The sequence below is a fragment of the Stenotrophomonas sp. YJH_SMC_57 genome, from assembly GCF_059369755.1.
This window is the reverse complement of sequence record NZ_JCAFSZ010000018.1, coordinates 26,213-45,213: the sequence shown is the minus strand read 5'-3', so window position 1 is coordinate 45,213 and position 19,001 is coordinate 26,213. Positions and strand designations below refer to the sequence as shown.

The window sequence follows — 19,001 nt, the reverse complement described above, 5'->3', positions numbered from 1 at the left end:
AGTCTAGCCAGCTTGAGGATTCCATGACCGACCGTTACGCCGTCTTCGGACACCCCGTTGCCCACTCGAAGTCGCCGCAGATCCATGCGACGTTCGGTCGCCAGGAAGGCATCGCGGTGGATTACCGCGCGATCGACCTGGCCCCGGATGCGTTCCTGGCCGGCCTGGAGGCGTTTGCCGCCGAAGGCGGTGTCGGCGCCAATGTCACCCTGCCGCACAAGGAAACCGCGTTCTCCGTGTGCACCACGCTGACCGCACGGGCGCGCCGCGCCGGCTCGGTCAACACCCTGCTGCGCAAGGGCGATCGCTGGCACGGTGACACCACCGATGGCATCGGCCTGGTGCGCGACCTGACCGACCGCCACGGCCTGGACCTGCGTGGCCGCCGCATGCTGCTGATCGGTGCCGGTGGCTCCGCACGCAGCGTCGCCCCGGCGCTGCTTGATGCCGGCATCACCGAGCTGGTGGTGGTCAACCGCACGCCGGAACGCGCCGATGAACTGATCGACGCGATGGGCGAACCGGGCCGCGCGATCAGCCGCTACTGGGAAGATCTGCGCGACCTTGGCGACTTCGAGCTGATCGTCAACGCCACCTCGGCCGGCCGCGACCGCGATGTCGAGTTCAAGCTGCCGCTGTCGCTGGTCAATTCGATGACCACCGCCGTCGACCTGAACTACGGCGAGGCGGCCATCGCCTTCCTGGCCTGGGCGCGCGCGGCGAACTGCCGCAATACCGTCGATGGCCTCGGCATGCTGATCGAACAGGCCGCCGAGAGCTTCCTGCAGTGGCACGGCGTGCGCCCGCAGACCGACGAGGTCTACCAGTCGCTGCGCGAGGGCGCGGCCGTGCTGGCCGGCGAGGATTGAGCCATGGACAACGCAACCCTGCTGGTGACGCTGCTGAGCATGGTGGGCGTGCGCCTGCCGATACTGATTGCGCTGTGCGTTGGCCTGGTCTGGGTGGTGGGTGCACCGCGCGACGCCACCCGGACCGGCGCCCTGGTCGGCCTGCTGCTGTTGCTGCTGTCCAGCCTCGGTGGGATGGCGGCGGGCATCCTGCCGATGTGGATCATCCGCAGCGGTGATTTCAGTGCCGTGTCGGGCCTGAGCACCCTTCTGGGCGTGCTGCACTTCGCGCTGGCGATGGTCGAGGCCATCGGCGTGGTGCTGCTGGTATGGGCGCTGGTGCGCCTGCTGCGGCTGCGCGGCAATCCGGTGCAGTGACGCCCCGGTGACGGCCCTGGGCCGTCGCCTGTACCGCCCGGCGTGTTCATCCCGCTGCCGGGCGTCGTCGCTGCCCCGTTCAGGGTGCCAGCGGCGGCGGACGTCGCCGGCCATGCGACAATGACCGGCCTGATCCAGCCACGGTAATTCCCGGCGTGACCGAAACCGTCGCCGCTCCGCGCACGCTCGATGACCCCTTGAAGGACGCGATCCGCAAGGCGTACACGACGCTGCAGGCCAATACCCCCGGCTTTTCCACCCGTCGCTCGCAGAGCCAGATGATCGGCGTGGTGTCGCGCGCGCTGTCGAAAAGCGGTGGTGTCGGCGTGGTCGAGGCGCCGACCGGCGTCGGCAAGAGCCTGGGCTACCTCACCGCGGGCGTGCCGATCGCGCTGGCCAGCAAGAAGAAATTGGTGATCAGCACCGGCACCGTGGCGTTGCAGTCGCAGCTGGTCGAGCGCGATATCCCGAATTTCCTCAAGGCCACCGGCCTGGAAGCGACCGTGGCGCTGGCCAAGGGCCGTACCCGCTACCTGTGCACGCGCAATGCTGCCGAGGCGCAGGGCGAGGGCTCCCAGGGCGGCATGTTCGAGGATGACGCGCCGCTGTTCGACCGGCCGCTGGCGCCGATCGAGATGGACATTGCCAAGCGCCTGACCGATGCCTTCACCGGCGGCAGCTGGGATGGCGACATCGACAACGCGCCGGAGACCATCAGCCCCGGCCTGCGCAGCCGCATCACCACGCCGGCCTCGGGCTGCGCAGGGCGTCGCTGCGCCTATTCGGCGCAATGCGCGGTGCTGCGTTCGCGCAATACAGTGCGCGACGCACAGATCGTGGTGACCAATCACGCGCTGCTGCTGTCGGCGCTGTCGATCGGCGACAGCGACAATGGCCAGCCGCTGATCGCGGCGCCGTCGGACATGCTGCTGGTACTGGACGAAGGCCATCACATCGGCAACGTGGCGATCGACCAGGGCGCGGCCAGCCTGGCGCTGGACGAGATGGCCAAGCGCACCGGCCGCCTGCAGATCCTGATTGCCGGCGCCTACCGTGCGGTCGACAAGGACCGCCTCGGCAACCTGCTGCCCAACGAAGCGATCGAGGTGGCCAGCAACGTGGCCAAGCAGCTGCGCGCCTTCCGTGACCACATCGAACGGGTGTGGATGCCGGCGCCGGCCGACGAGGAGCCGATGTGGCGCGCCGCCAATGGTCGCTTGCCGGAGGCCTGGCGCGAGCCGATCGAAGCGCTGGCCGACGATACCCGCAGCCTCTACAACTGGGCGCATGCGGCCACCGCGCAGGTGGCCAAGGGCAAGCCGGACGATGCCGCGCGCGAGCGCCTGCAGCGCAACCTGGGCATGGCGCTGGAAATGATCGAGCAGCAGTACAACCTGTGGCAGGCCTGGCGCCGCGAGGACAAGGACGGTGCGCCGCCGATGGCGCGCTGGGTCACTGCCACCCGCGACGGCGACCTCGTGCTGCACGGCTCGCCGGTGTCGGCCGCGCACGTGCTGCGCAAGCTGCTGTGGGACGAAGTGGATTCGGTGGTGATGACCTCGGCGACGCTGACCGGCGGCGGCGACTTCCAGTCGCTGGCGATCGACAACGGCATTCCCGAAGAGGCCGAGATGGTCTCGCTGTCCTCGCCGTTCGACCTGCCCAACCAGGCCGAGCTGATCGTGCCGAAGTTCCCGGTCACACCGGATGATCGCGAAGGCCATCCGCGCGAAGTGGCGCGCTACCTCGACACCGAGCTGGACTGGGCCAAGGGCTCGATGGTGCTGTTCACCTCGCGCTGGAAGATGGAGAAGGTGGCCGGCCTGATGCCGGCCGCGCGCCGCAAGCAGGTGCTGGTGCAGGGCGAGATGTCCAAGACCCGACTGATCGACGAACATCTGCGCCGCGTCGCGGCGGGCGAGGGCTCGGTGCTGTTCGGCCTGAACTCGTTCGGCGAGGGCCTGGACCTGCCCGGCGAAGCCTGCACCACGGTGGTGATCACCCAGGTGCCGTTCGCGGTGCCGACCGACCCGCAGACCGCCACGCTCAGCGAGTGGTTCGAAGGGCGCGGGCTCAACGCGTTCAACCTGATCGCGATTCCGCACGCGCTGCGCACGCTGACCCAGTTCGCCGGCCGCCTGATCCGTACCTCCACCGACACGGGTCGCGTGGTCATCCTTGATTCGCGGCTGCTGACCCGTCGCTACGGCAAGCGCATCATCGACGCGCTGCCGCCGTTCAAGCGCGTGATCGGCTGACCGGTAGTGCCGGCCGCTGGCCGGCAAAACGGGGACGGAGGGGATTAAGTCGCAAATGGCAAAAAACGACCTGATCCGCTCCGTCTCCGATGGCTAGCGCCGCAGCGGCAGCCATTGTCCTTCGCTGGCGCTGCGCCACAGCCATTCCACCGGCCCGAAGCGATGGCCGCGCAGCCACCACGCACTCGCCCACAGCTGCAGCGGGAACAGCATCGCTGCCACCAGCAGCACCGGCCACAGCCCGTGCTGAGGGCCGATGCCCCACCCGAAGCCGGCAAACAACGGCACGCAGATGGCGCTTTGCAGCAGGTAGTTGCTCAATGCCATGCGCCCGGCCGGGACGAACACGCGCAGCACGCGTTCGGCCCATGGGCGCAGATAGAGCAGGGCGAAGATGGCGGCCGCAGCGATGCCCAGTGCCAGCGGCGCAACGCGGTACGCCACGCGCAGCAGGTAGCCCGGCACACCGCTACGCAGCGCCGGCCACGCCTGCTTCAGCGCGTCGGCGTGGGCATCGATCCACAGGAACGCGGCCGTCAACAGCAGCCCACCGACGACGATCGCGCGCAGCAGCGGCCGGTGTGCCTGCGGCTGCTGAAGCAGGCCGCGACGACCGGCCCAGTAGCCCAGCAGGAAGCGGCCGAGCACGAAGAACAGCAGTGCCCAGTTGCTCAGCTTCAGCCATGCCGCCAGCTGCAGGTTGTGCCACCACGCCTGCGCCAGGCTTCCGTGCTCCAGCGCACCGAGCGCCATGGCGTTCATCTGCGCGCGCGGTGTGAGCAGGGCCACCCATTCGCGGATCCACGGCGACAGCAGCGGTGGCAGCAACAGGGCGATGAACAGGCCGCTGCACAGCAGGGCACGATCGCCCAGGTGCCGGAACAACGGCAGCAGCAGGCCGACCACGGCATACACCAGCAGGATGTCGCCCCACCACAGCAGCACCGAATGCAGCAGGCCGATCACCAGCAGCACCGCCATCCGCCGCAGGTGCGCGGCCATGCTGCCGGGCGCCCGGCCGTCCATCTGCATCGCCACGCCCATGCCGAACAGCAGCGAGAACAGGGTGATTGCCTTCATGTCCACCAGCCATTCCATGCCGGTGCGGATGGCCTGGTCGAGCGCTGCGCTGGGCAGCGCCTGCTGCGCGGCCTCACTCATCAGCGCATCGAGCGAGAAGAAGCGCAGGTTGACCAGAAACACGCCGAGCAGCGCGAATCCGCGCAGGGCATCGATGAGGGGTTGGCGCGGCAGGCGGTGGGTCATGCCGCGCAGCGTACCGGATCGGTAGTGCCGGCCGCTGGCCGGCATGAGCCTCGAGGCACGCGGCAGATGCCGGCCAGCGGCCGGCACTACCGCACAGGGGTCAGTCGCCCAGCAGGGCGGTGTTGCGTACGGCGCCCTTGTCGGCGCTGGTGGCGAGCAGGGCGTAGGCCTTCAACGCGCTGGTGACCTTGCGCGGGCGCGGCGCGCGCGGCTTCCAGCCACGCGCATCGGCGTCGGTGCGGCGCTGGGCCAGGGTGGCGTCATCCAGCAGCAGATCGATGCGGCGGGCCGGGATGTCGATGCGGATGCGATCACCATCTTCCACCAGGCCGATGACCCCGCCGCTGGCCGCTTCCGGCGAAACGTGGCCGATCGACAGGCCCGAGGTGCCACCGGAGAAGCGTCCATCGGTCAGCAGTGCGCACTGCTTGCCCAGCCCCTTCGACTTCAGGTAACTGGTCGGATACAGCATCTCCTGCATGCCAGGGCCACCCTTCGGGCCTTCGTAGCGGATCACCACCACCTCGCCCGGCTGCACTTCGTCGGCGAGGATGCCGGCGACGGCGGCGTCCTGGCTTTCGTAGACGCGTGCCGGGCCCTCGAACACGTGGATCGACTCATCCACGCCGGCGGTCTTCACCACGCAGCCATCCACGGCCAGGTTGCCGCGCAGCACGGCCAGCCCGCCTTCCAGCGAATACGCGTGCTGCAGCGAGCGGATACAGCCCTCGGCGCGGTCCACGTCCAGCGTCGGCCAGCGCGTGGCCTGGCTGAAGGCCTCCTGGGTAGGAATGCCGGCCGGGCCGGCCTTGAAGAAGGTATGCAGGGTGTCGTTGTCGCTGCGCACCACGTCCCAGCGCTCCAGCGCGTCGGCCAGGCTGGCGCTGTGCACGGTCGGCACACCGGTATCGAGCAGGCCCGCGCGGTCCAGCTCACCGAGGATGCCGAACACGCCGCCGGCGCGGTGCACGTCCTCGATGTGGTACTTCGGCGTGTTGGGCGCCACCTTGCACAGCTGCGGTACGCGCCGCGACAAGGCATCGATATGGGTCAGGTCGAAGTCGACCTCCGCTTCCTGCGCGGCGGCCAGCAGGTGCAGGATGGTATTGGTCGATCCGCCCATGGCGATGTCCAGGGTCATCGCATTGGCGAACGCGGCCTGGGTGGCGATGCCGCGCGGCAGCGCGCCCGGGTCTTCGCCGCCATACCAGCGGTGGCAGAGTTCGACGATCAGGCGGCCGGCGCGGCGGAACAGCGCCTCGCGGTCGGCGTGGGTGGCCAGGGTGGTGCCGTTGCCGGGCAGCGACAGGCCCAGCGCTTCGGTCAGGCAGTTCATCGAGTTGGCGGTGAACATGCCCGAGCACGAACCACAGGTGGGGCAGGCACTGCGCTCGAAGGCCGCCACCTTCTCGTCGGAGGCGCTGTCATCAGCGGCCACCACCATCGCGTCGACCAGGTCCAGCTTGTGCTCGGACAGCTTGGTCTTGCCTGCTTCCATCGGTCCGCCGGAGACGAACACCACCGGGATGTTCAGGCGCAGTGCGGCCATCAGCATGCCGGGAGTGATCTTGTCGCAGTTGCTGATGCACACCAGCGCGTCGGCGCAGTGCGCGTTGACCATGTACTCCACGGCGTCGGCGATGATCTCGCGGCTGGGCAGCGAATACAGCATGCCGTCATGGCCCATCGCGATGCCGTCGTCCACGGCGATGGTGTTGAATTCCTTGGCGACACCGCCAACCTGCTCGATCTCGCGCGCGACCAGCTGGCCGAGGTCCTTCAGGTGCACGTGGCCGGGCACGAACTGGGTGAAGGAGTTGGCGATGGCGATGATCGGCTTGTGGAAGTCGCCGTCCTTCATGCCGGTGGCACGCCACAGGGCGCGGGCGCCGGCCATGTTGCGGCCGGCGGTGGAGGTGCGGGAGCGGTATTCAGGCATGGCTGGCGGAACGGGCGGGCCGTACAACGTGGGGGTCGCCCGATCATGGACAATTTTTTCGGTTGCTGCTGCAACCACCTTCACCGCTTGCAGCGGCTTGGTGGTCCACGCATTTCCCCTTATCCCCGCGCCTTCGGCGCGCCCCCTTGAACAACAAGGGGGCTTCTCGCCGGAGACTTGGCTGTGCGCGCTGGGCATCGCCGGGCGCCGCCGGGTGTGTGCCAACCCAGGTTGGCACCTGCCAGAGCGGTGCGCCGTCCGGGGGCGGATCCCATCGCGGCGCGATGGGCGCTGACCCCCAATGCCCGACGAAAATGAAAGTCCGTTCATCTTTCGGACTTTGCCGATTCCGGTTGCTGGCCAGGATTTGGCATCATTGGGGCATTGATCCGTCGACAGGGCATGAGGCCATGAAACGTTCCCGCACCACCGCGCTGCTGCTGATGAGCGCCGCGCCGCTGCTGTTCACCGCCTGCCAGAAGGAGCCGGAGGTGAAGGTGCAGGAAGGCCTGTATACCTCGGTCGAAGCCTGCACCGAGGCCACCGGCGATCCGTCGTCTTGCCGCAACGCCTTCGCCGAAGCGCAGAAGCAGGCCGCCGATGCGGCGCCGAAGTACGCCAGCAAGGAAGCCTGTGAGAAGGACTACAAGCCGGAACAGTGCGTGCAGCAGCACACGTCGGCCGGCACCTCGTTCATCGGCCCGATGATGATGGGCTTCTTCATGTCGCAGATGCTGAGCAATCGCGGCGGCCTGGCCCCGCAGGCACCGGCGGCGTCGCCGGCTTACCAGGACAAGAGCGCGGGCTGGGCGCGCCCGGCCCCGGGTGGCACTGGCGGCCTGAACACCGCCAGCGGCATCGGCGCGGGCAAGGCTGGCCTGGCGCCGGTCACCAGCGAGCCGAACCGTGCGGTCACCGCCAGCCGTGGTGGCTTCGGCAACGCCAGCGCGCGCCGCAGCACCAGCGGCAGCTACGGCGGCTGATCGACCCATGCAGCGCATCCGGATTGCCGAGCGTGCCCAGTGGCGGGCACGCGCGGAAGAGGCGGGTTTCCGCTTCCACACCATCGACGGCCAGCCGTACTGGGATGAAAGCGCGTACTACGCCTTCACCCTGCGCCAGATCGAGCAGGACATCGAAGACCCCAGCGCCGAGCTGCACCAGATGGCGCTGGACCTGGTCGGCGATGTCATCGCCAGCGAACGGCTGATGGACCAGCTGGCGATTCCGTCGCACTACCGCGACTGGATTGCCGACAGCTGGCGCCAGCGCCAGCCGCACCTCTATGGCCGCCTGGACCTGGCCTACGACGGCACCGGCCCGGCCAAGCTGTACGAACTGAACTACGACACGCCGACCTCGCTGTTCGAGGCCAGCTTCTTCCAGTGGCAGTGGCTGGAAGACCAGCGCAACGCCGGTCGCCTGCCGCAGCACGCCGACCAGTTCAACGCGATCCATGAAGCGCTGGTCGAGCGCTTCGGCGAACTGGCCGCGCAGCTGCCGCCGCCGCTGTACTTCAGCGCCGTAGGCAGCTCGGATGAAGACCGCGGCACCGTCGATTATCTGCGTGACTGCGCCTCGCAGGCCGGCCTGCATGGCCAGGCCATCGCCATCGAAGATATCGGCCTGTCCGAAGATGGCCGCTTCACCGCGCTGGACGATTCGGTGATCGGCACGCTGTTCAAGCTGTACCCGCTGGAAGACCTGATGACCGAGGAATTTGGCCGCGCGCTGCCCGGCTCGGGCGTGCAGCTGCTGGAGCCGGCATGGAAGGCGGTGCTGAGCAACAAGGGCATCCTGCCGCTGCTGTGGCAGCGCAATGTCGGTCATCCGAACCTGCTGGAAGCGCACTTCGATGACGGCAGCACGCTGGCCTCGGGCTGGGTGCGCAAGCCACTGTTCTCGCGCGAAGGCGCCAACATCGAGATGCACCTGGCCGATGGCAGCACCCAGCGCAGTGACGGTCCCTACGACGGCCCGGCGATCATCCAGCGCGCGCATCCGCTCACCCGCTTCGACGGCGGTTACCCGCTGATCGGCAGCTGGGTGGTCGGTGACCACGCCTGCGGCATCGGCATCCGCGAGGACGACAGCGCGATCACCCGCGACAGTGCGCGCTTCGTGCCGCACGCGATCGTGGACGAGGCGCCGACGCGGATCTACGTATGATGGCGGTACGGCCCACAGGGCCGTCGTGCCAACCAAGGTTGGCACCCACCAGCGCGATGTGCCGGTAGTGCCGGCCGCTGGCCGGCACCGTTGTTGGTAGATGCCGACCTTGGTCGGCGCTGTGGGTTCGTGCCAACCAAGGTTGGCACCTACCAGGGCGATGTGCCGGTAGTGCTGGCCGCTGGCCGGCACCGTTGTTGGTAGATGCCGACCTTGGTCGGCGCTGTGGGTTCGTGCCAACCAAGGTTGGCACCCACCAGCGCGATGTGCCGGTAGTGCCGGCCGCTGGCCTGCACCGTTGTTGGCAGATGCCGACCTTGGTCGGCGCTGTGGGTTCGTGCCAACCAAGGTTGGCACCCACCAGGGCGATGTGCCGGTCGTGCCGGCCGCTGTGGGTATCAGAGCAATCCTTCGCGCTTCACTGCCAGGTAACGCTCGACCAGCGCAGCGGGCAGAGCGTCGGCGGTCACGTCCAGTACCATCACCTTCTCGCTGCGCAGCGCTTCGTGTGCCTTCGCGCGCTGCTGCAGGTACAACGCAGCGGCGCCAGCCTGAGCGGCATCCTCCAGCGTCTGCACCTCGTCCTCCAGCGCAGCGTCCAGCTCACGCTCGCGCAGGCTGGCCACGCACACCAGGTGGCGTTGCTGCAGCAGGCGAACGGCTGCCAGCAGGTCCTCGATGTCCTCGTCGCGCACGTTGCTGACCAGCATCACCAGGGCGCGCCGGCGCTGGCGCAGCGATACCTCGGTGGCGGCAGCCAGATAGTCGGTGGCTACTGCGCGCGGCTGCAGGTCGTAGCTGGCGCGCAGCAGGTGCTCGACCGTGCCCATGCTGCGCTGCGGCGCCACCCAGCGGCGCTCGCCACCGGCGGCGAACAGGCCGGCGGCGTCGCCCTGGCGCAGGGCCAGGTAGGCCACCACCAGCGAGGCGTTCAATGCATGGTCGAAGTGCGAGAGCCCGCCTTCGCTGGCCAGCATGCGCCGGCCACTGTCGAGCATCAGCAGCAGCTGCTGGTTCTTTTCGTCCTGGTATTCGCGCGAGATCAATTTGCGCGCACGCGCGGTGGCCTTCCAGTCGAGCTGGCGCAGGCTGTCACCGACGCGGTACTCGCGCATCTGGTGGAAGTCGGTGCCTTCGCCACGACGGCGTTTCACATGTGCACCGACCAGCCGCGAGGCCTGGTCGGCACTGAACAGAGCGAAGCGGGTGAGCGGCACGAAGTTCGGATAGACGCGCACGTCCAATGCCGGTGGCACGGTGCGCTGCTGCCACCACAGCCGCCACGGAGAGCGCATGCGCAGATGCACGCCTTCGAAGTGGAAGTGCCCGCGCTGCAGTGGCTGCAGGTGATAGTGCAGGGTGGAGGCGCTGCCGGCCTGCAGCTGTACGCGCTGCGGCAGCGATTCCAGTGGCCAGCCTCCCGGCACCAGGTCGAACACCTGCACCGTCATCGATGCATCTGCCTGCAGCCGCAGTGCAGCCTCGCGACGTACGCCCAGCGCCAGCGCCTCGGGCAGCTCGCGCTGCACCTGCGGCGAAGGTCGCCGTGTCTGCCGCCACAGATCCCACAGTGCCGGCAGGGCGATCGCCAGTGCGGCCAGCGCCCAGCCCCAGCGCGGCAGCAGCCCGCCCAGCACCAGTCCGCCCAGCGCGGCCCAGGCCAGCAGCAGTACCAGGAGCAGCGGCGATGGCCTCATCGGCGCGGTGCTTCCACCTTGGCCAGCAGTGCACCCAGCACGTCGTCGGCGTCCTGGCCTTCGATCTGCAGTTCCGGGGCCAGCGCGATGCGGTGCCGCAGCGCCGGGCGTGCGATGTCGCGCACATCATCCGGCGTGACGAAATCACGACCGGCCAGCACCGCCTGCGCGCGAGACGCACGCACCAGTGCGATGCTGCCGCGCGGGCCGGCACCGACGGCGATCCCCGGCCACTGCCGCGTGGTGGCAACAATCCGCACCGCATAGTCGATCACTTCGTCGTCGACGGTGATGGCAGCGGTGGCCTGCTGCAGTTCCAGCAGCTCGCCCGCGCCGAGCACGCGCGGCACCTGGCTCAGGTCGAAATCGCTGGCGGCGCGGCCGCTGGTGATCGCAGTCACCATGCGCTTCTCGTCTTCCAGCTGCGGGTAGTCGATCAGCACCTTCAACAGGAAACGGTCCAGCTGTGCTTCCGGCAGCGGATAGGTCCCTTCCTGCTCCAGCGGGTTCTGCGTGGCCAACGCCATGAACGGCGGCGCCAGGGTGAACGCCTTGCCTTCGATGGTCACCTGGCCTTCCTGCATCACTTCCAGCAGCGCCGACTGGGTCTTGGCCGGTGCGCGGTTGATCTCATCAGCCAGCAGCAGGTTGGTGAACACCGGGCCGCGGCGGATCTTGAAGCTCTCGCTCTTCGGGTCGTACACCGCGTGGCCGCTGACGTCGCTGGGCATCAGGTCGGGGGTGAACTGCACGCGGCCGTAATCCAGTTCCAGGGCCTGTGCCAGCGCACGCACCAGCAGGGTCTTGCCCAGCCCGGGGACGCCCTCGATCAGCACATGGCCACCGGCCAGCAGCGCCACCAGGATCTGGTCCAGCACATCGGCCTGGCCGATGAAGGCATGGCCAACGGCATCGCGGATGGCGTCGACGCGTTCGATCAGGCGGGCGTTGGCGGCCGCCGGCAGCTCGGGCACTTCGGTCATAGCAGGGATCTCATCTGGAGCAGCAAGCGGATGCGCTCGCGCAGGGCGGAGGAATCGTGCGGCGGTGGGGGTGTGAGCGCGCTGGCGACGCGGCCCTGCGGCCACTTCAGCAGCTCGGCGATGGCCTGCTCGCGCGGTGCGCCGTCGAGTGCGGCGGCGACCGGCGCGCGCAGGCGCAGGCGGTGCAGGAACAGGGCGAGCACGGCGTCGTACAGGCGCGCGCCGTGGCCGAAGCGCAGCAGCAGTTCGCCGCTGGCACGCACGTGCTCCAGCAGCGAGCGGCGTTCCAGCAGCGGCGACGGCTGCAGGCTGCCGAAGCGCTGCGAGCGGCCCCACAGCCAACCCAGCAGGGCCAGCAGCAGCGGCACCCACAGCGGCCAGCCGTGGTAGAACAGGCGCGCCCACAGCGACGGCGGGCGTCCGGCGTAGACCAGCCAGACCGCACCCCTGCCGTAGTTCGGATCGAGCAGATAGCGGGTCAGGTCGCGGTGGGCCGGATCGTGCAGGCCATCGCTGGGCGTGCCCGCAGCGGCGCCCAGCCGTGCGGCGGGTGTGTCGACATCGCCACGCATGAACTCCATGTCGGCCAGTACGCTCACCTTGCCCTGGCCATGGCGCAGGCGCGCGAACACCAGGTCGCGGTCACCGCCCCAGCGGCGTTCGGCCTGTGTGCGCGCGGCAAACCCGAGCGTGAAGCGGCGGCCTCCACAGAACTCGCTGTGACCGCTGTCGTCGTCGATATGGAACGGCTGGCAGTCGCTGCGCTGGAACAGGCTGTCCACCCCCAACTGGTCCAGCAAGGGTCCCTGCGTGCTGCCGGTATCGTCCTCCGCCGGGGGCGGTGTGCGCACCAGCAGGTGCCCGCCGCGGTCGACCCAGTCCAGCAGCGGTTTCACGCTCGGTGCCGGCAGTTCGCTGCTGTCCTGCAGCAGCACCACCGTGTCGTGCGGCCCCAGCGTCATCTGCTGCAGGTCCAGCCGTGGTCGTGAATGCACCTCGATGCCGTCGGCGCGCAGCGCCTGGCCCAGCACGTACAGCGGGTTGTAACTGGCCTCGCCCTGCGGCGGCAGGGTGAGCGTCTCGGTCACCCGTTCGTGGGTGCGCAGGTAGAGGATTGTCAGTGGCACGCCGATCAGCACCAGCAGGCCCAGCAGCAACGACCAGAACAGGCGCGGGCTCATGCCTGCCATCCGTACTGCTGGCGCAGCGTGTCGGCCAGCGCGTCGAAGTCGCTGCGGCTGGGCAGGCGGCCACCATAGGCGGCGAACTGCCACATGCGCACGATGCGCGCGAACAGGTCACGGTCGGCGGCCTCCGGCATGCGCCGTGAGGCACGCAGGCACTGCGCCTCGGTGGCGCCGGGGGGCAGCGCGATGCCGCTGCGCTCGCCAACGGTGCGTACGCTGGCGCGGTAGAGCAGGGCCAGCGCCTGCCGTGGCCGGCCCTGGTCCCATAGCAGGCCGGCCTGGGTGGCCACGTCCGGCGGCAGCACCGCGGGCAGTTCCACCGCCTCTTCAACCACCGGCGGCGCGGTACCGGCCTTGCGCCGGCCACTGCCACGCAGCCAGGGCAGCCACATCCGCGCGGTCAGCAGCAGCACCAGCAACAGGATGCCCAGCAGGCCCCACAGGCCCCACTCGGCCAGTCGCGCCAGCCAGGCGATGCCGTCCTTGCGTGCCTTGCGCTCGGCCTTGTTGCCGCTGTCGCCTTGCAGCTGCTTGTCTTCCTTCTTCTTTTCCTCGGCCTGCTCGATCGGCTTCCAGTGCGTGACCTGGCGGGTGGGGTGCTGCAGCGGGTCTTCGTAGGCACGGTTCACCGCCTGGCGGAAACCGGCGGTATCCACCGGTGTGTCGCCGAAGATCATCGCCGGCGTGTTGGACGGGTCGATGGCCGGCTGGTTGTCGTCTTCCTCGGCGGAGATGTCACTGGCACTGGGCTTGCCCATTGCACGTCCGGGGCCGGCGTCTGCGTCCTGCGCGTGCACCGGTGCGCAAGCCAGTGGCAGCGTCAGGCACAGCAGCAGGGCCAGTGTCGACGCCGCCGGCAGCAGTCGATCACGCAGGCGGCGCAGGGCGATTTCCACATCCCAGGCTTCCATCTGTGTACGCCGGTTCAAGTACAGGCCAAAGCCGGCACCGACGAAGAACGGCCCGACCAGCACCGAGGCCAGCCAGCACGCCAGGTTGAAGCCAAGCCGGGCCCACGCCGGCGTGTTCCGGCCGATCATGTCCCAGGCCGCGCGCCATGATTCGGACATCAGGTCCAGTGGCATGAACATGAACACCGCACCGATCGCGCCGGACACCAGCACCGCTTCGAATGCCAGGCAGGTCACCGTCAGCACCGTCGCTGCACCTGCGGCGCCGGCCGCGACCGCGCGACGGCGCGGGCCGCGCTGGCCCGGTGCGTTGCCTTCCAGCAGGTTCACCGGCAGGCACAGGCTGCGCAGCACGCTGAAGCGGCGCCAGCCCAGGTAGCCCCAGAAGCCGGTACCGCCCCAGTGGCGCTGCGCGCGCAGCGCCGCCAGCGTGCCCACCGGTTCACCAAAGATGCCGCGTGACAGCACGTACAACGGCGCGCGTTCGAACAGCGGCTTGCACCACCACATCGCCAGCCAGGCCCAGCCGAACGCATCCAGCCACCAGCCCAGCGCGTTGAAGACCACGAACAGCGGCGCGCTGGCCAGCAGCCAGCTGCCCCACACCGCACGCGCGTGACGGCGGGCGAGGGCGCTGCCCAGCTCCATGGCTTCCCAGCTGCTGCGTGCGCGCAGCACCACGTCCAGGTGGTCAATGCGCATCGCCGGCTCCGCGTCCGCCACGCCACAGCCACAGCATTACGCCAGCCCACAGCACGCCGGCCACGCTGAACTTGCCCCATGCCGGCACTTCGGCGATCGATGACCAGAACGCTTCGATGAAGGCGGCGACCAGCAGCATGAAGGCTACGCCGAGGCACAGCCGTGCACCGATGCGGCCGCCGTCGACCAGCGCATCCAGCCGGCTGCGCCGGCCCGGTGCCAGCAGCTTCATGCCCAGCTGCAGTCCGGCGCCACCGGCAATAACGATGGCGGTCAGCTCGAACGCGCCATGCCCGGCCACGAAGCGCCAGAACGGGCCGCCGTAGCCGATGTGCTGCAGGTGGCCCGCCACCGCACCGATGGTGACGCCATTGAAGGACAGCACCAGCAGCGTGCCCAGCCCGGCCAGCAGGCCACTGGCGAAGGTGCGCAGGGCGATGCTGATGTTGTTCATGACGTAGTGGCCGAACATCATCCAGTCGGTACCGCTGTCGCGGCCCAGGCGCTCGGCGGCGGGGTCGTACATGCGCTCCATCGCGGCGATCTGGCGGTTGTCCATCAGCATGTGGATCAGGTCCGGATAGACCTGGGCCAGCACGAAGCAGGCCAGTGCCGGCAGCGCGAACATCGCCAGCGCCACCCACATGCTGCGCGCCTGGCTGCGGACCAGCAGCGGGAAGTCGGCCACCAGGAATTCCAGCGCGGCGCGCCAGCGCGTTGGCCGCGTGCGGTACAGCACGCTGTGGCCCTGCTGCATCAGCTGCTGCAGGCGCTGCACCAGCTGTGGGCTGTAGCCGCGCTCGCGGGCCAGCGCCAGCTGCTGGCACAGGCGCCGGTAGCGCTGCGGGAAGGCGGTGTCATCCAGTGCCAGGCCGCTGGCCTTGCGGCGGGCGCGGCGCGAGGCACCGGCACGCAGCAGCAGCCACTGCTCCAGGTCCTGCCACTCCTGCTGGTAGCGGGCGACGAACTGCTCCTGCTTCATCGCCGCCCCAGCAACCAGTTGGCCATGGCATACAGGCGCAGCACGCCGATCTGGCCCTGTGCGCCGGTCAGCGGCTCGGCGATTCCGGCCAGTTCCTGCTGGCGCGCCGCCGACAGTCGGGGCGCGCGTTCGGCGAAGGCCATCAACGCCGCCTGTTCATCCGGGCGCAGCGGCTGCGGCGGGGCCAGCACGCTGTCGATGGTCGGCGGCGGCGGCAGGTACAGCGCGGGCGCATGCACCACCACCGTGCCGGCGACCAGGTCGCCAAGGCGGCGGCCATGGGGGTCGAACAGGCTGCTGACCAGGCCCAGCGCATAGCCGAACGGCAGCATGTCCACGGTACGCAGCAGGTTGCGGGTGATCGATGCCATCCAGCCCACCGGTGCGCCATCGCGGGACAGCACGCGCAGGCCCAGCGCGCGCTTGCCGAGGGTGCGGCCCCACAGCGCCTCGCAGACGATCGGGTAAGCCCAGTAGACCAGGAACATCAGCACCAGGTAGAGGCCCGAGCCGAACGTGTCCAGCAGCGCCAGCGGAATCGACATCAGCACCAGCACGGCGACGCGCACGCCGAGATCGACCAGCCAGGCCATCGCCCGCGGCAGCGGCCCGGCCGCCGGCAACTGCAGCAGCACGCCCTCCGGCGTCACCACCTCGCGGTAGGTGTCGAGCATCGGTGCGGCCATCAGTGCGAAGGCCTTCGATGTGGGCGCCGGAGTCCTCTCCGGCAGGCAGCCACAGGCATGGGGGTCTCGACAGATCCTGGTCGGGCCCAGACTTTAGCAGAGCCGCATGGCGGCGTTGGCCGCTCAGCCCAGGTATTCGTCCTTCAGCCGCACGTAGTGGTCGGCCGAGTAGTGCAGCGATTCGATCTCCTTGTCGCTCAGCGTGCGCGCCGGCCGCGCCGGATTGCCGACCCACAGTTCGCCCTCGCCGACCACCTTGCCCGGGCCGATCACGGCACCGGCACCGACGAAGCCGTGGCGCTCCACCCGGGCTCCGTCGAGGATGCAGGCACCCATGCCGATCAGGCTGTAATCACCGATCGTGCAGGCATGGATGATGCAGCCATGGCCGACGGTGACGCCCTCGCCGATCAGCGTCGGGTAGCCGGCCTTGTTGTACGGGCTGTGGTGGCTGACGTGGATGATGGTGCCGTCCTGAACGTTGGTGCGCGCACCGATACGCACGTAGTTGACGTCGCCACGGATGACCGTGCCCGGCCAGATCGACACGTCGTCGGCCAGTTCGACGTCACCGATGACGGTGCAGGCCGGATCGATGTACACGCGCTCGCCGAGGACGGGCATCTTGTCGCGGAAGGGGCGCAGCGGGTTCATCGGTGTCTCCGGAAAGCAGGGCATTCGCGACGATGATACGCGGCAGAGGCACCGGTAGTGCCGGCCGCTGGCCGGCAACCTCATGGATTTCCGCGATTGCCGGCCAGCGGCCGGCACTACCGGTTACGGTTCGTAGCTGTAGCCCATCCCGTACACCGAACGGATCGGTTCGCCTTCCATGCCGGCGTCGGCCAGCTTGCGGCGCAGGTTGCGCACATGGCTGTCGACGGTGCGGTCGACCACCACGCGGTGGTCCAGATAGAGGCGATCAAGCAGTTCATCGCGTGCCCAGATCCGGCCGGGCGTGGCCAGCAGGGTGCGCAGCAGGCGGTACTCCACCGGGGTCAGGTCCAGGCCCTTGCCGTTCCAGGTGGCGCGCGCGGCCGGTTCGTCGATGTGCAGGCCGCTGTTGGTGCGCGCGGCCGGGTCCGGCCTGCAGCGGCGCAGCACCGCCACCACTCGCGCCACCACTTCGCGCGGGCTGAACGGCTTGCAGATGTAGTCGTCGGCGCCGATCTCCAACCCCAGCAGGCGGTCGATCTCCTCCACCCGCGCAGTGACCATGATCACCGGCACGTCGCTGCTGGCGCGCAGCTCGCGGCACAGATCCACGCCATCGCGCTGCGGCAGCATCAGGTCCAGCAGCACCAGATCGGGCTGGTAGCGCGCGAAGGCGTCGATCACCTGGCCGCCATCATCCACCCACTCGCTGACCATCCCGGCTGCGGCCAGGTAGTCACGCAGCACGGCGGCCAGGCGCGGTTCGTCCTCGACGATGAGAATCTTCGCCGGTGCGTCGGGCGATGTGCTGGCGGGGGAGGTGCTCATGCAGGCTCCGGCAGGGTGATGACCACGCGCAGCCCACCCAGCGGCGAGGGCTCGGCGTGGATCTGGCCGTGGTGGGCAAGAACGATGTTGTGGCTGATGGCCAGGCCCAGTCCGCTGCCACCGCTGGCGCGATTGCGCGAGCTTTCCACCCGGTAGAAGCGCTCGAACAGCAGCGCACATTTTTCCGCCGGTACGCCCGGTGTGGTGTCTTCCACGATCAGCTGTACGCCGGCAGGCACCCGTGCGGCCTGCACGAGTACGTGGCCGCCGGCATGGGTGTAGCGCAGCGCGTTCTCCAGCAGGTTGGCCAGCACCTGCTGCAGGCGCCGCTCGTCACCGGATACCTGCAGCGGTGTGGCAGGCAGCGCTTCTTCCAGTGCCAGCCCGGCTGCGGCGAAGCGCACGCGCATGCCATTGAGCTCACTGCGCAGCAGCGCCACCAGGTCCAGCGGGGCGAAGCGGTAGGCCAGCCCGCCGGACTGGGTCATCGACAGGTCGTGCAGGTCGTCGACCAGCTTGCCCAGCTGGCGGATCTCGCCCTGCAGGGCACCGAGATTGGCACGGTCCAGCGGGCGGATGCCGTCCTCGATCGCCTCCAGTTCGGCACGTACCACCGCCAACGGCGTGCGTAGTTCGTGCGAGATGTCGGCGATGAAGGCACGGCGGTTGCGCTCGGTGTCGTCCAGCGCCTGCGCCATCCGGTTGAAGTCGTTGACCAGTGCGTCCAGTTCGTCGTCGCTGGTGCGCTCGATGCGGGTGGCGTAGTCGCCGGCGGCGAGCCGGTGGGTGGCCGCCGCGAGCTTGGCCAGGCGCTGGCGCAGCGCGCGTGACACCAGCCAGGCCAGCAGCACCGTCACCAGCAGCAGCGAGATGCCGATCACCCACCAGGCGCGCATCTGGGTGTTGTAGAAGTTCAGGTCGTTGGTGGCGATGACGGTCTGGAACGGCACCATGCCCAGCCAGCCCACCGTGTGCCCGTCCACCTGCACCGCGTGCGGCTCGTCATCGCTGGTCGCGTCGGGGTTGCCTGCCACGTAGCGGTGCCGTGCATCGAACAGGCCCAGCCGCGACGGAACGCCGGTCTGGTCGGACAGCGGTGGCACCGGCCCTTCGTGCCCATGCGCCAGGTCCGGGCGCAGCATCCGCGCCCAGCGATCGCTGTCACCGCGCAGGTGGTCCCAGCCGCCGTGCTCGCGGAATTCGCGCTGCAGGTGCGGCATCAGCCGCTGCATGCGCAGGTCGCCCTGATCGTTGAGGTAGTCCAGGAACCCGGTCTGGAACGCCACGCGGCTGGCAATGCCGTTCACTGCCAGCACCAGCAGGCAGGCAGTGAAGATCGCGAGGAAGGTCTTCGCGGTCAGGCCGAATTTGAGTCGAATCTTCGCCATCGCGGGGGCCATTAGCGGCGCATGCGGCGCTGAAAGCAAGCGCCAGCTGAGCCGGTCGCACAATCTCCATATTCTCTGCACAGTTCCACGGCAGCGTGCCCGGGTCAACGCAAGGCTCCCACGCC

16 protein-coding genes are annotated in these 19,001 nt (G+C 69.0%); 5 read left to right on the top strand and 11 right to left on the bottom strand.

Annotated elements, in window-relative coordinates; genetic code table 11:
* Nucleotides 1-23 precede the first annotated feature (23 nt).
* The 3 genes from aroE (at nucleotide 24) to dinG (ending at nucleotide 3,484) form a co-directional block, all read left to right on the top strand.
* On the top strand, nucleotides 24-869 hold the full coding sequence (gene aroE, locus AC5P7U_RS19730) for a shikimate dehydrogenase (RefSeq protein WP_495221382.1): 846 nt from the start codon (nucleotides 24-26) through the stop codon (nucleotides 867-869).
* Between the two features lie 3 nt (nucleotides 870-872).
* Complete coding sequence (locus AC5P7U_RS19725; protein WP_006475707.1) at nucleotides 873-1,226, top strand: hypothetical protein; 354 nt, start codon at nucleotides 873-875, stop codon at nucleotides 1,224-1,226.
* Between the two features lie 155 nt (nucleotides 1,227-1,381).
* On the top strand, nucleotides 1,382-3,484 hold the full coding sequence (dinG, locus tag AC5P7U_RS19720) for an ATP-dependent DNA helicase DinG (RefSeq protein ID WP_197564970.1): 2,103 nt from the start codon (nucleotides 1,382-1,384) through the stop codon (nucleotides 3,482-3,484).
* Between the two features lie 93 nt (nucleotides 3,485-3,577).
* On the opposite strand, the gene AC5P7U_RS19715 is transcribed toward dinG, so the two are convergent.
* A complete protein-coding gene (locus AC5P7U_RS19715) occupies nucleotides 3,578-4,750 on the bottom strand; it encodes a DUF418 domain-containing protein (protein ID WP_495221381.1) in 1,173 nt (390 codons plus the stop codon).
* A 100-nt stretch (nucleotides 4,751-4,850) separates the two neighbouring features.
* On the bottom strand, nucleotides 4,851-6,689 hold the full coding sequence (gene ilvD, locus AC5P7U_RS19710) for a dihydroxy-acid dehydratase (RefSeq protein WP_197564948.1): 1,839 nt from the start codon (nucleotides 6,687-6,689) through the stop codon (nucleotides 4,851-4,853).
* Nucleotides 6,690-7,099: 410 nt separating this feature from the next.
* Here ilvD and AC5P7U_RS19705 point away from each other — a divergent pair, with 410 nt between their 5' ends.
* Nucleotides 7,100-7,672, top strand: coding sequence for a DUF1190 domain-containing protein (locus AC5P7U_RS19705; protein WP_414555342.1), 573 nt, complete (start codon nucleotides 7,100-7,102; stop codon nucleotides 7,670-7,672).
* A gap of 7 nt (nucleotides 7,673-7,679) precedes the next feature.
* Nucleotides 7,680-8,858: a glutathionylspermidine synthase family protein gene (locus AC5P7U_RS19700; protein ID WP_197564949.1), complete on the top strand. Its 1,179-nt coding sequence runs from the start codon at nucleotides 7,680-7,682 to the stop codon at nucleotides 8,856-8,858.
* 398 nt (nucleotides 8,859-9,256) lie between these two features.
* Here the strand turns inward: AC5P7U_RS19700 and AC5P7U_RS19695 are convergent, their stop codons facing one another.
* From AC5P7U_RS19695 to baeS, 9 genes are all read right to left on the bottom strand, one after another.
* The gene (locus AC5P7U_RS19695; RefSeq protein ID WP_197564950.1) at nucleotides 9,257-10,555 is read right to left on the bottom strand and encodes a DUF58 domain-containing protein; all 1,299 of its coding nucleotides are present in this window, start codon (nucleotides 10,553-10,555) and stop codon (nucleotides 9,257-9,259) included.
* Nucleotides 10,552-11,538 carry an AAA family ATPase gene (locus tag AC5P7U_RS19690; RefSeq protein ID WP_197564951.1) on the bottom strand — a complete coding sequence of 329 codons (987 nt, stop codon included), beginning with the start codon at nucleotides 11,536-11,538 and terminating at the stop codon, nucleotides 10,552-10,554. Before AC5P7U_RS19690 ends, AC5P7U_RS19695 begins: the two co-directional genes overlap by 4 nt.
* The gene (locus tag AC5P7U_RS19685) at nucleotides 11,535-12,719 is read right to left on the bottom strand and encodes a DUF4350 domain-containing protein (protein WP_197564952.1); all 1,185 of its coding nucleotides are present in this window, start codon (nucleotides 12,717-12,719) and stop codon (nucleotides 11,535-11,537) included. Before AC5P7U_RS19685 ends, AC5P7U_RS19690 begins: the two co-directional genes overlap by 4 nt.
* Nucleotides 12,716-14,338, bottom strand: a complete 1,623-nt coding sequence (locus AC5P7U_RS19680) for a DUF4129 domain-containing protein (protein WP_495221379.1) — start codon at nucleotides 14,336-14,338, stop codon at nucleotides 12,716-12,718. The genes AC5P7U_RS19685 and AC5P7U_RS19680 overlap by 4 nt, the downstream gene beginning before the upstream one ends.
* Nucleotides 14,328-15,320, bottom strand: coding sequence for a stage II sporulation protein M (locus AC5P7U_RS19675; protein WP_197565134.1), 993 nt, complete (start codon nucleotides 15,318-15,320; stop codon nucleotides 14,328-14,330). The genes AC5P7U_RS19680 and AC5P7U_RS19675 overlap by 11 nt, the downstream gene beginning before the upstream one ends.
* Nucleotides 15,317-16,006, bottom strand: coding sequence for an RDD family protein (locus AC5P7U_RS19670; protein ID WP_006475444.1), 690 nt, complete (start codon nucleotides 16,004-16,006; stop codon nucleotides 15,317-15,319). Before AC5P7U_RS19670 ends, AC5P7U_RS19675 begins: the two co-directional genes overlap by 4 nt.
* Nucleotides 16,007-16,129: 123 nt before the next feature.
* Nucleotides 16,130-16,660 (bottom strand): gamma carbonic anhydrase family protein, encoded by a 531-nt coding sequence (locus AC5P7U_RS19665; RefSeq protein WP_006475442.1) that lies wholly within the window; start codon nucleotides 16,658-16,660, stop codon nucleotides 16,130-16,132.
* Nucleotides 16,661-16,783: 123 nt separating this feature from the next.
* Nucleotides 16,784-17,488 carry a response regulator gene (locus AC5P7U_RS19660; RefSeq protein WP_197565016.1) on the bottom strand — a complete coding sequence of 235 codons (705 nt, stop codon included), beginning with the start codon at nucleotides 17,486-17,488 and terminating at the stop codon, nucleotides 16,784-16,786.
* The gene (gene baeS / locus AC5P7U_RS19655; protein ID WP_197565015.1) at nucleotides 17,485-18,888 is read right to left on the bottom strand and encodes a sensor histidine kinase efflux regulator BaeS; all 1,404 of its coding nucleotides are present in this window, start codon (nucleotides 18,886-18,888) and stop codon (nucleotides 17,485-17,487) included. Before baeS ends, AC5P7U_RS19660 begins: the two co-directional genes overlap by 4 nt.
* Between the last annotated feature and the right edge of the window lie 113 nt (nucleotides 18,889-19,001).

Excerpts from the sequence above, each read along its gene's own strand:
- AC5P7U_RS19670 (WP_006475444.1), bottom strand. The coding sequence starts at position 16,006 with ATGGCCGCACCGATGCTCGACACCTACCGCGAGGTGGTGACGCCGGAG.
- AC5P7U_RS19725 (WP_006475707.1), top strand. The coding sequence starts at position 873 with ATGGACAACGCAACCCTGCTGGTGACGCTGCTGAGCATGGTGGGCGTG.
- AC5P7U_RS19700 (WP_197564949.1), top strand. The coding sequence starts at position 7,680 with ATGCAGCGCATCCGGATTGCCGAGCGTGCCCAGTGGCGGGCACGCGCG.
- baeS (WP_197565015.1), bottom strand. The coding sequence starts at position 18,888 with ATGGCCCCCGCGATGGCGAAGATTCGACTCAAATTCGGCCTGACCGCG.
- AC5P7U_RS19675 (WP_197565134.1), bottom strand. The coding sequence starts at position 15,320 with ATGAAGCAGGAGCAGTTCGTCGCCCGCTACCAGCAGGAGTGGCAGGAC.
- AC5P7U_RS19705 (WP_414555342.1), top strand. The coding sequence starts at position 7,100 with ATGAAACGTTCCCGCACCACCGCGCTGCTGCTGATGAGCGCCGCGCCG.
- ilvD (WP_197564948.1), bottom strand. The coding sequence starts at position 6,689 with ATGCCTGAATACCGCTCCCGCACCTCCACCGCCGGCCGCAACATGGCC.
- AC5P7U_RS19665 (WP_006475442.1), bottom strand. The coding sequence starts at position 16,660 with ATGAACCCGCTGCGCCCCTTCCGCGACAAGATGCCCGTCCTCGGCGAG.
- AC5P7U_RS19685 (WP_197564952.1), bottom strand. The coding sequence starts at position 12,719 with ATGAGCCCGCGCCTGTTCTGGTCGTTGCTGCTGGGCCTGCTGGTGCTG.
- AC5P7U_RS19680 (WP_495221379.1), bottom strand. The coding sequence starts at position 14,338 with ATGCGCATTGACCACCTGGACGTGGTGCTGCGCGCACGCAGCAGCTGG.
- AC5P7U_RS19690 (WP_197564951.1), bottom strand. The coding sequence starts at position 11,538 with ATGACCGAAGTGCCCGAGCTGCCGGCGGCCGCCAACGCCCGCCTGATC.
- aroE (WP_495221382.1), top strand. The coding sequence starts at position 24 with ATGACCGACCGTTACGCCGTCTTCGGACACCCCGTTGCCCACTCGAAG.
- AC5P7U_RS19660 (WP_197565016.1), bottom strand. The coding sequence starts at position 17,488 with ATGAGCACCTCCCCCGCCAGCACATCGCCCGACGCACCGGCGAAGATT.
- AC5P7U_RS19715 (WP_495221381.1), bottom strand. The coding sequence starts at position 4,750 with ATGACCCACCGCCTGCCGCGCCAACCCCTCATCGATGCCCTGCGCGGA.
- AC5P7U_RS19695 (WP_197564950.1), bottom strand. The coding sequence starts at position 10,555 with ATGAGGCCATCGCCGCTGCTCCTGGTACTGCTGCTGGCCTGGGCCGCG.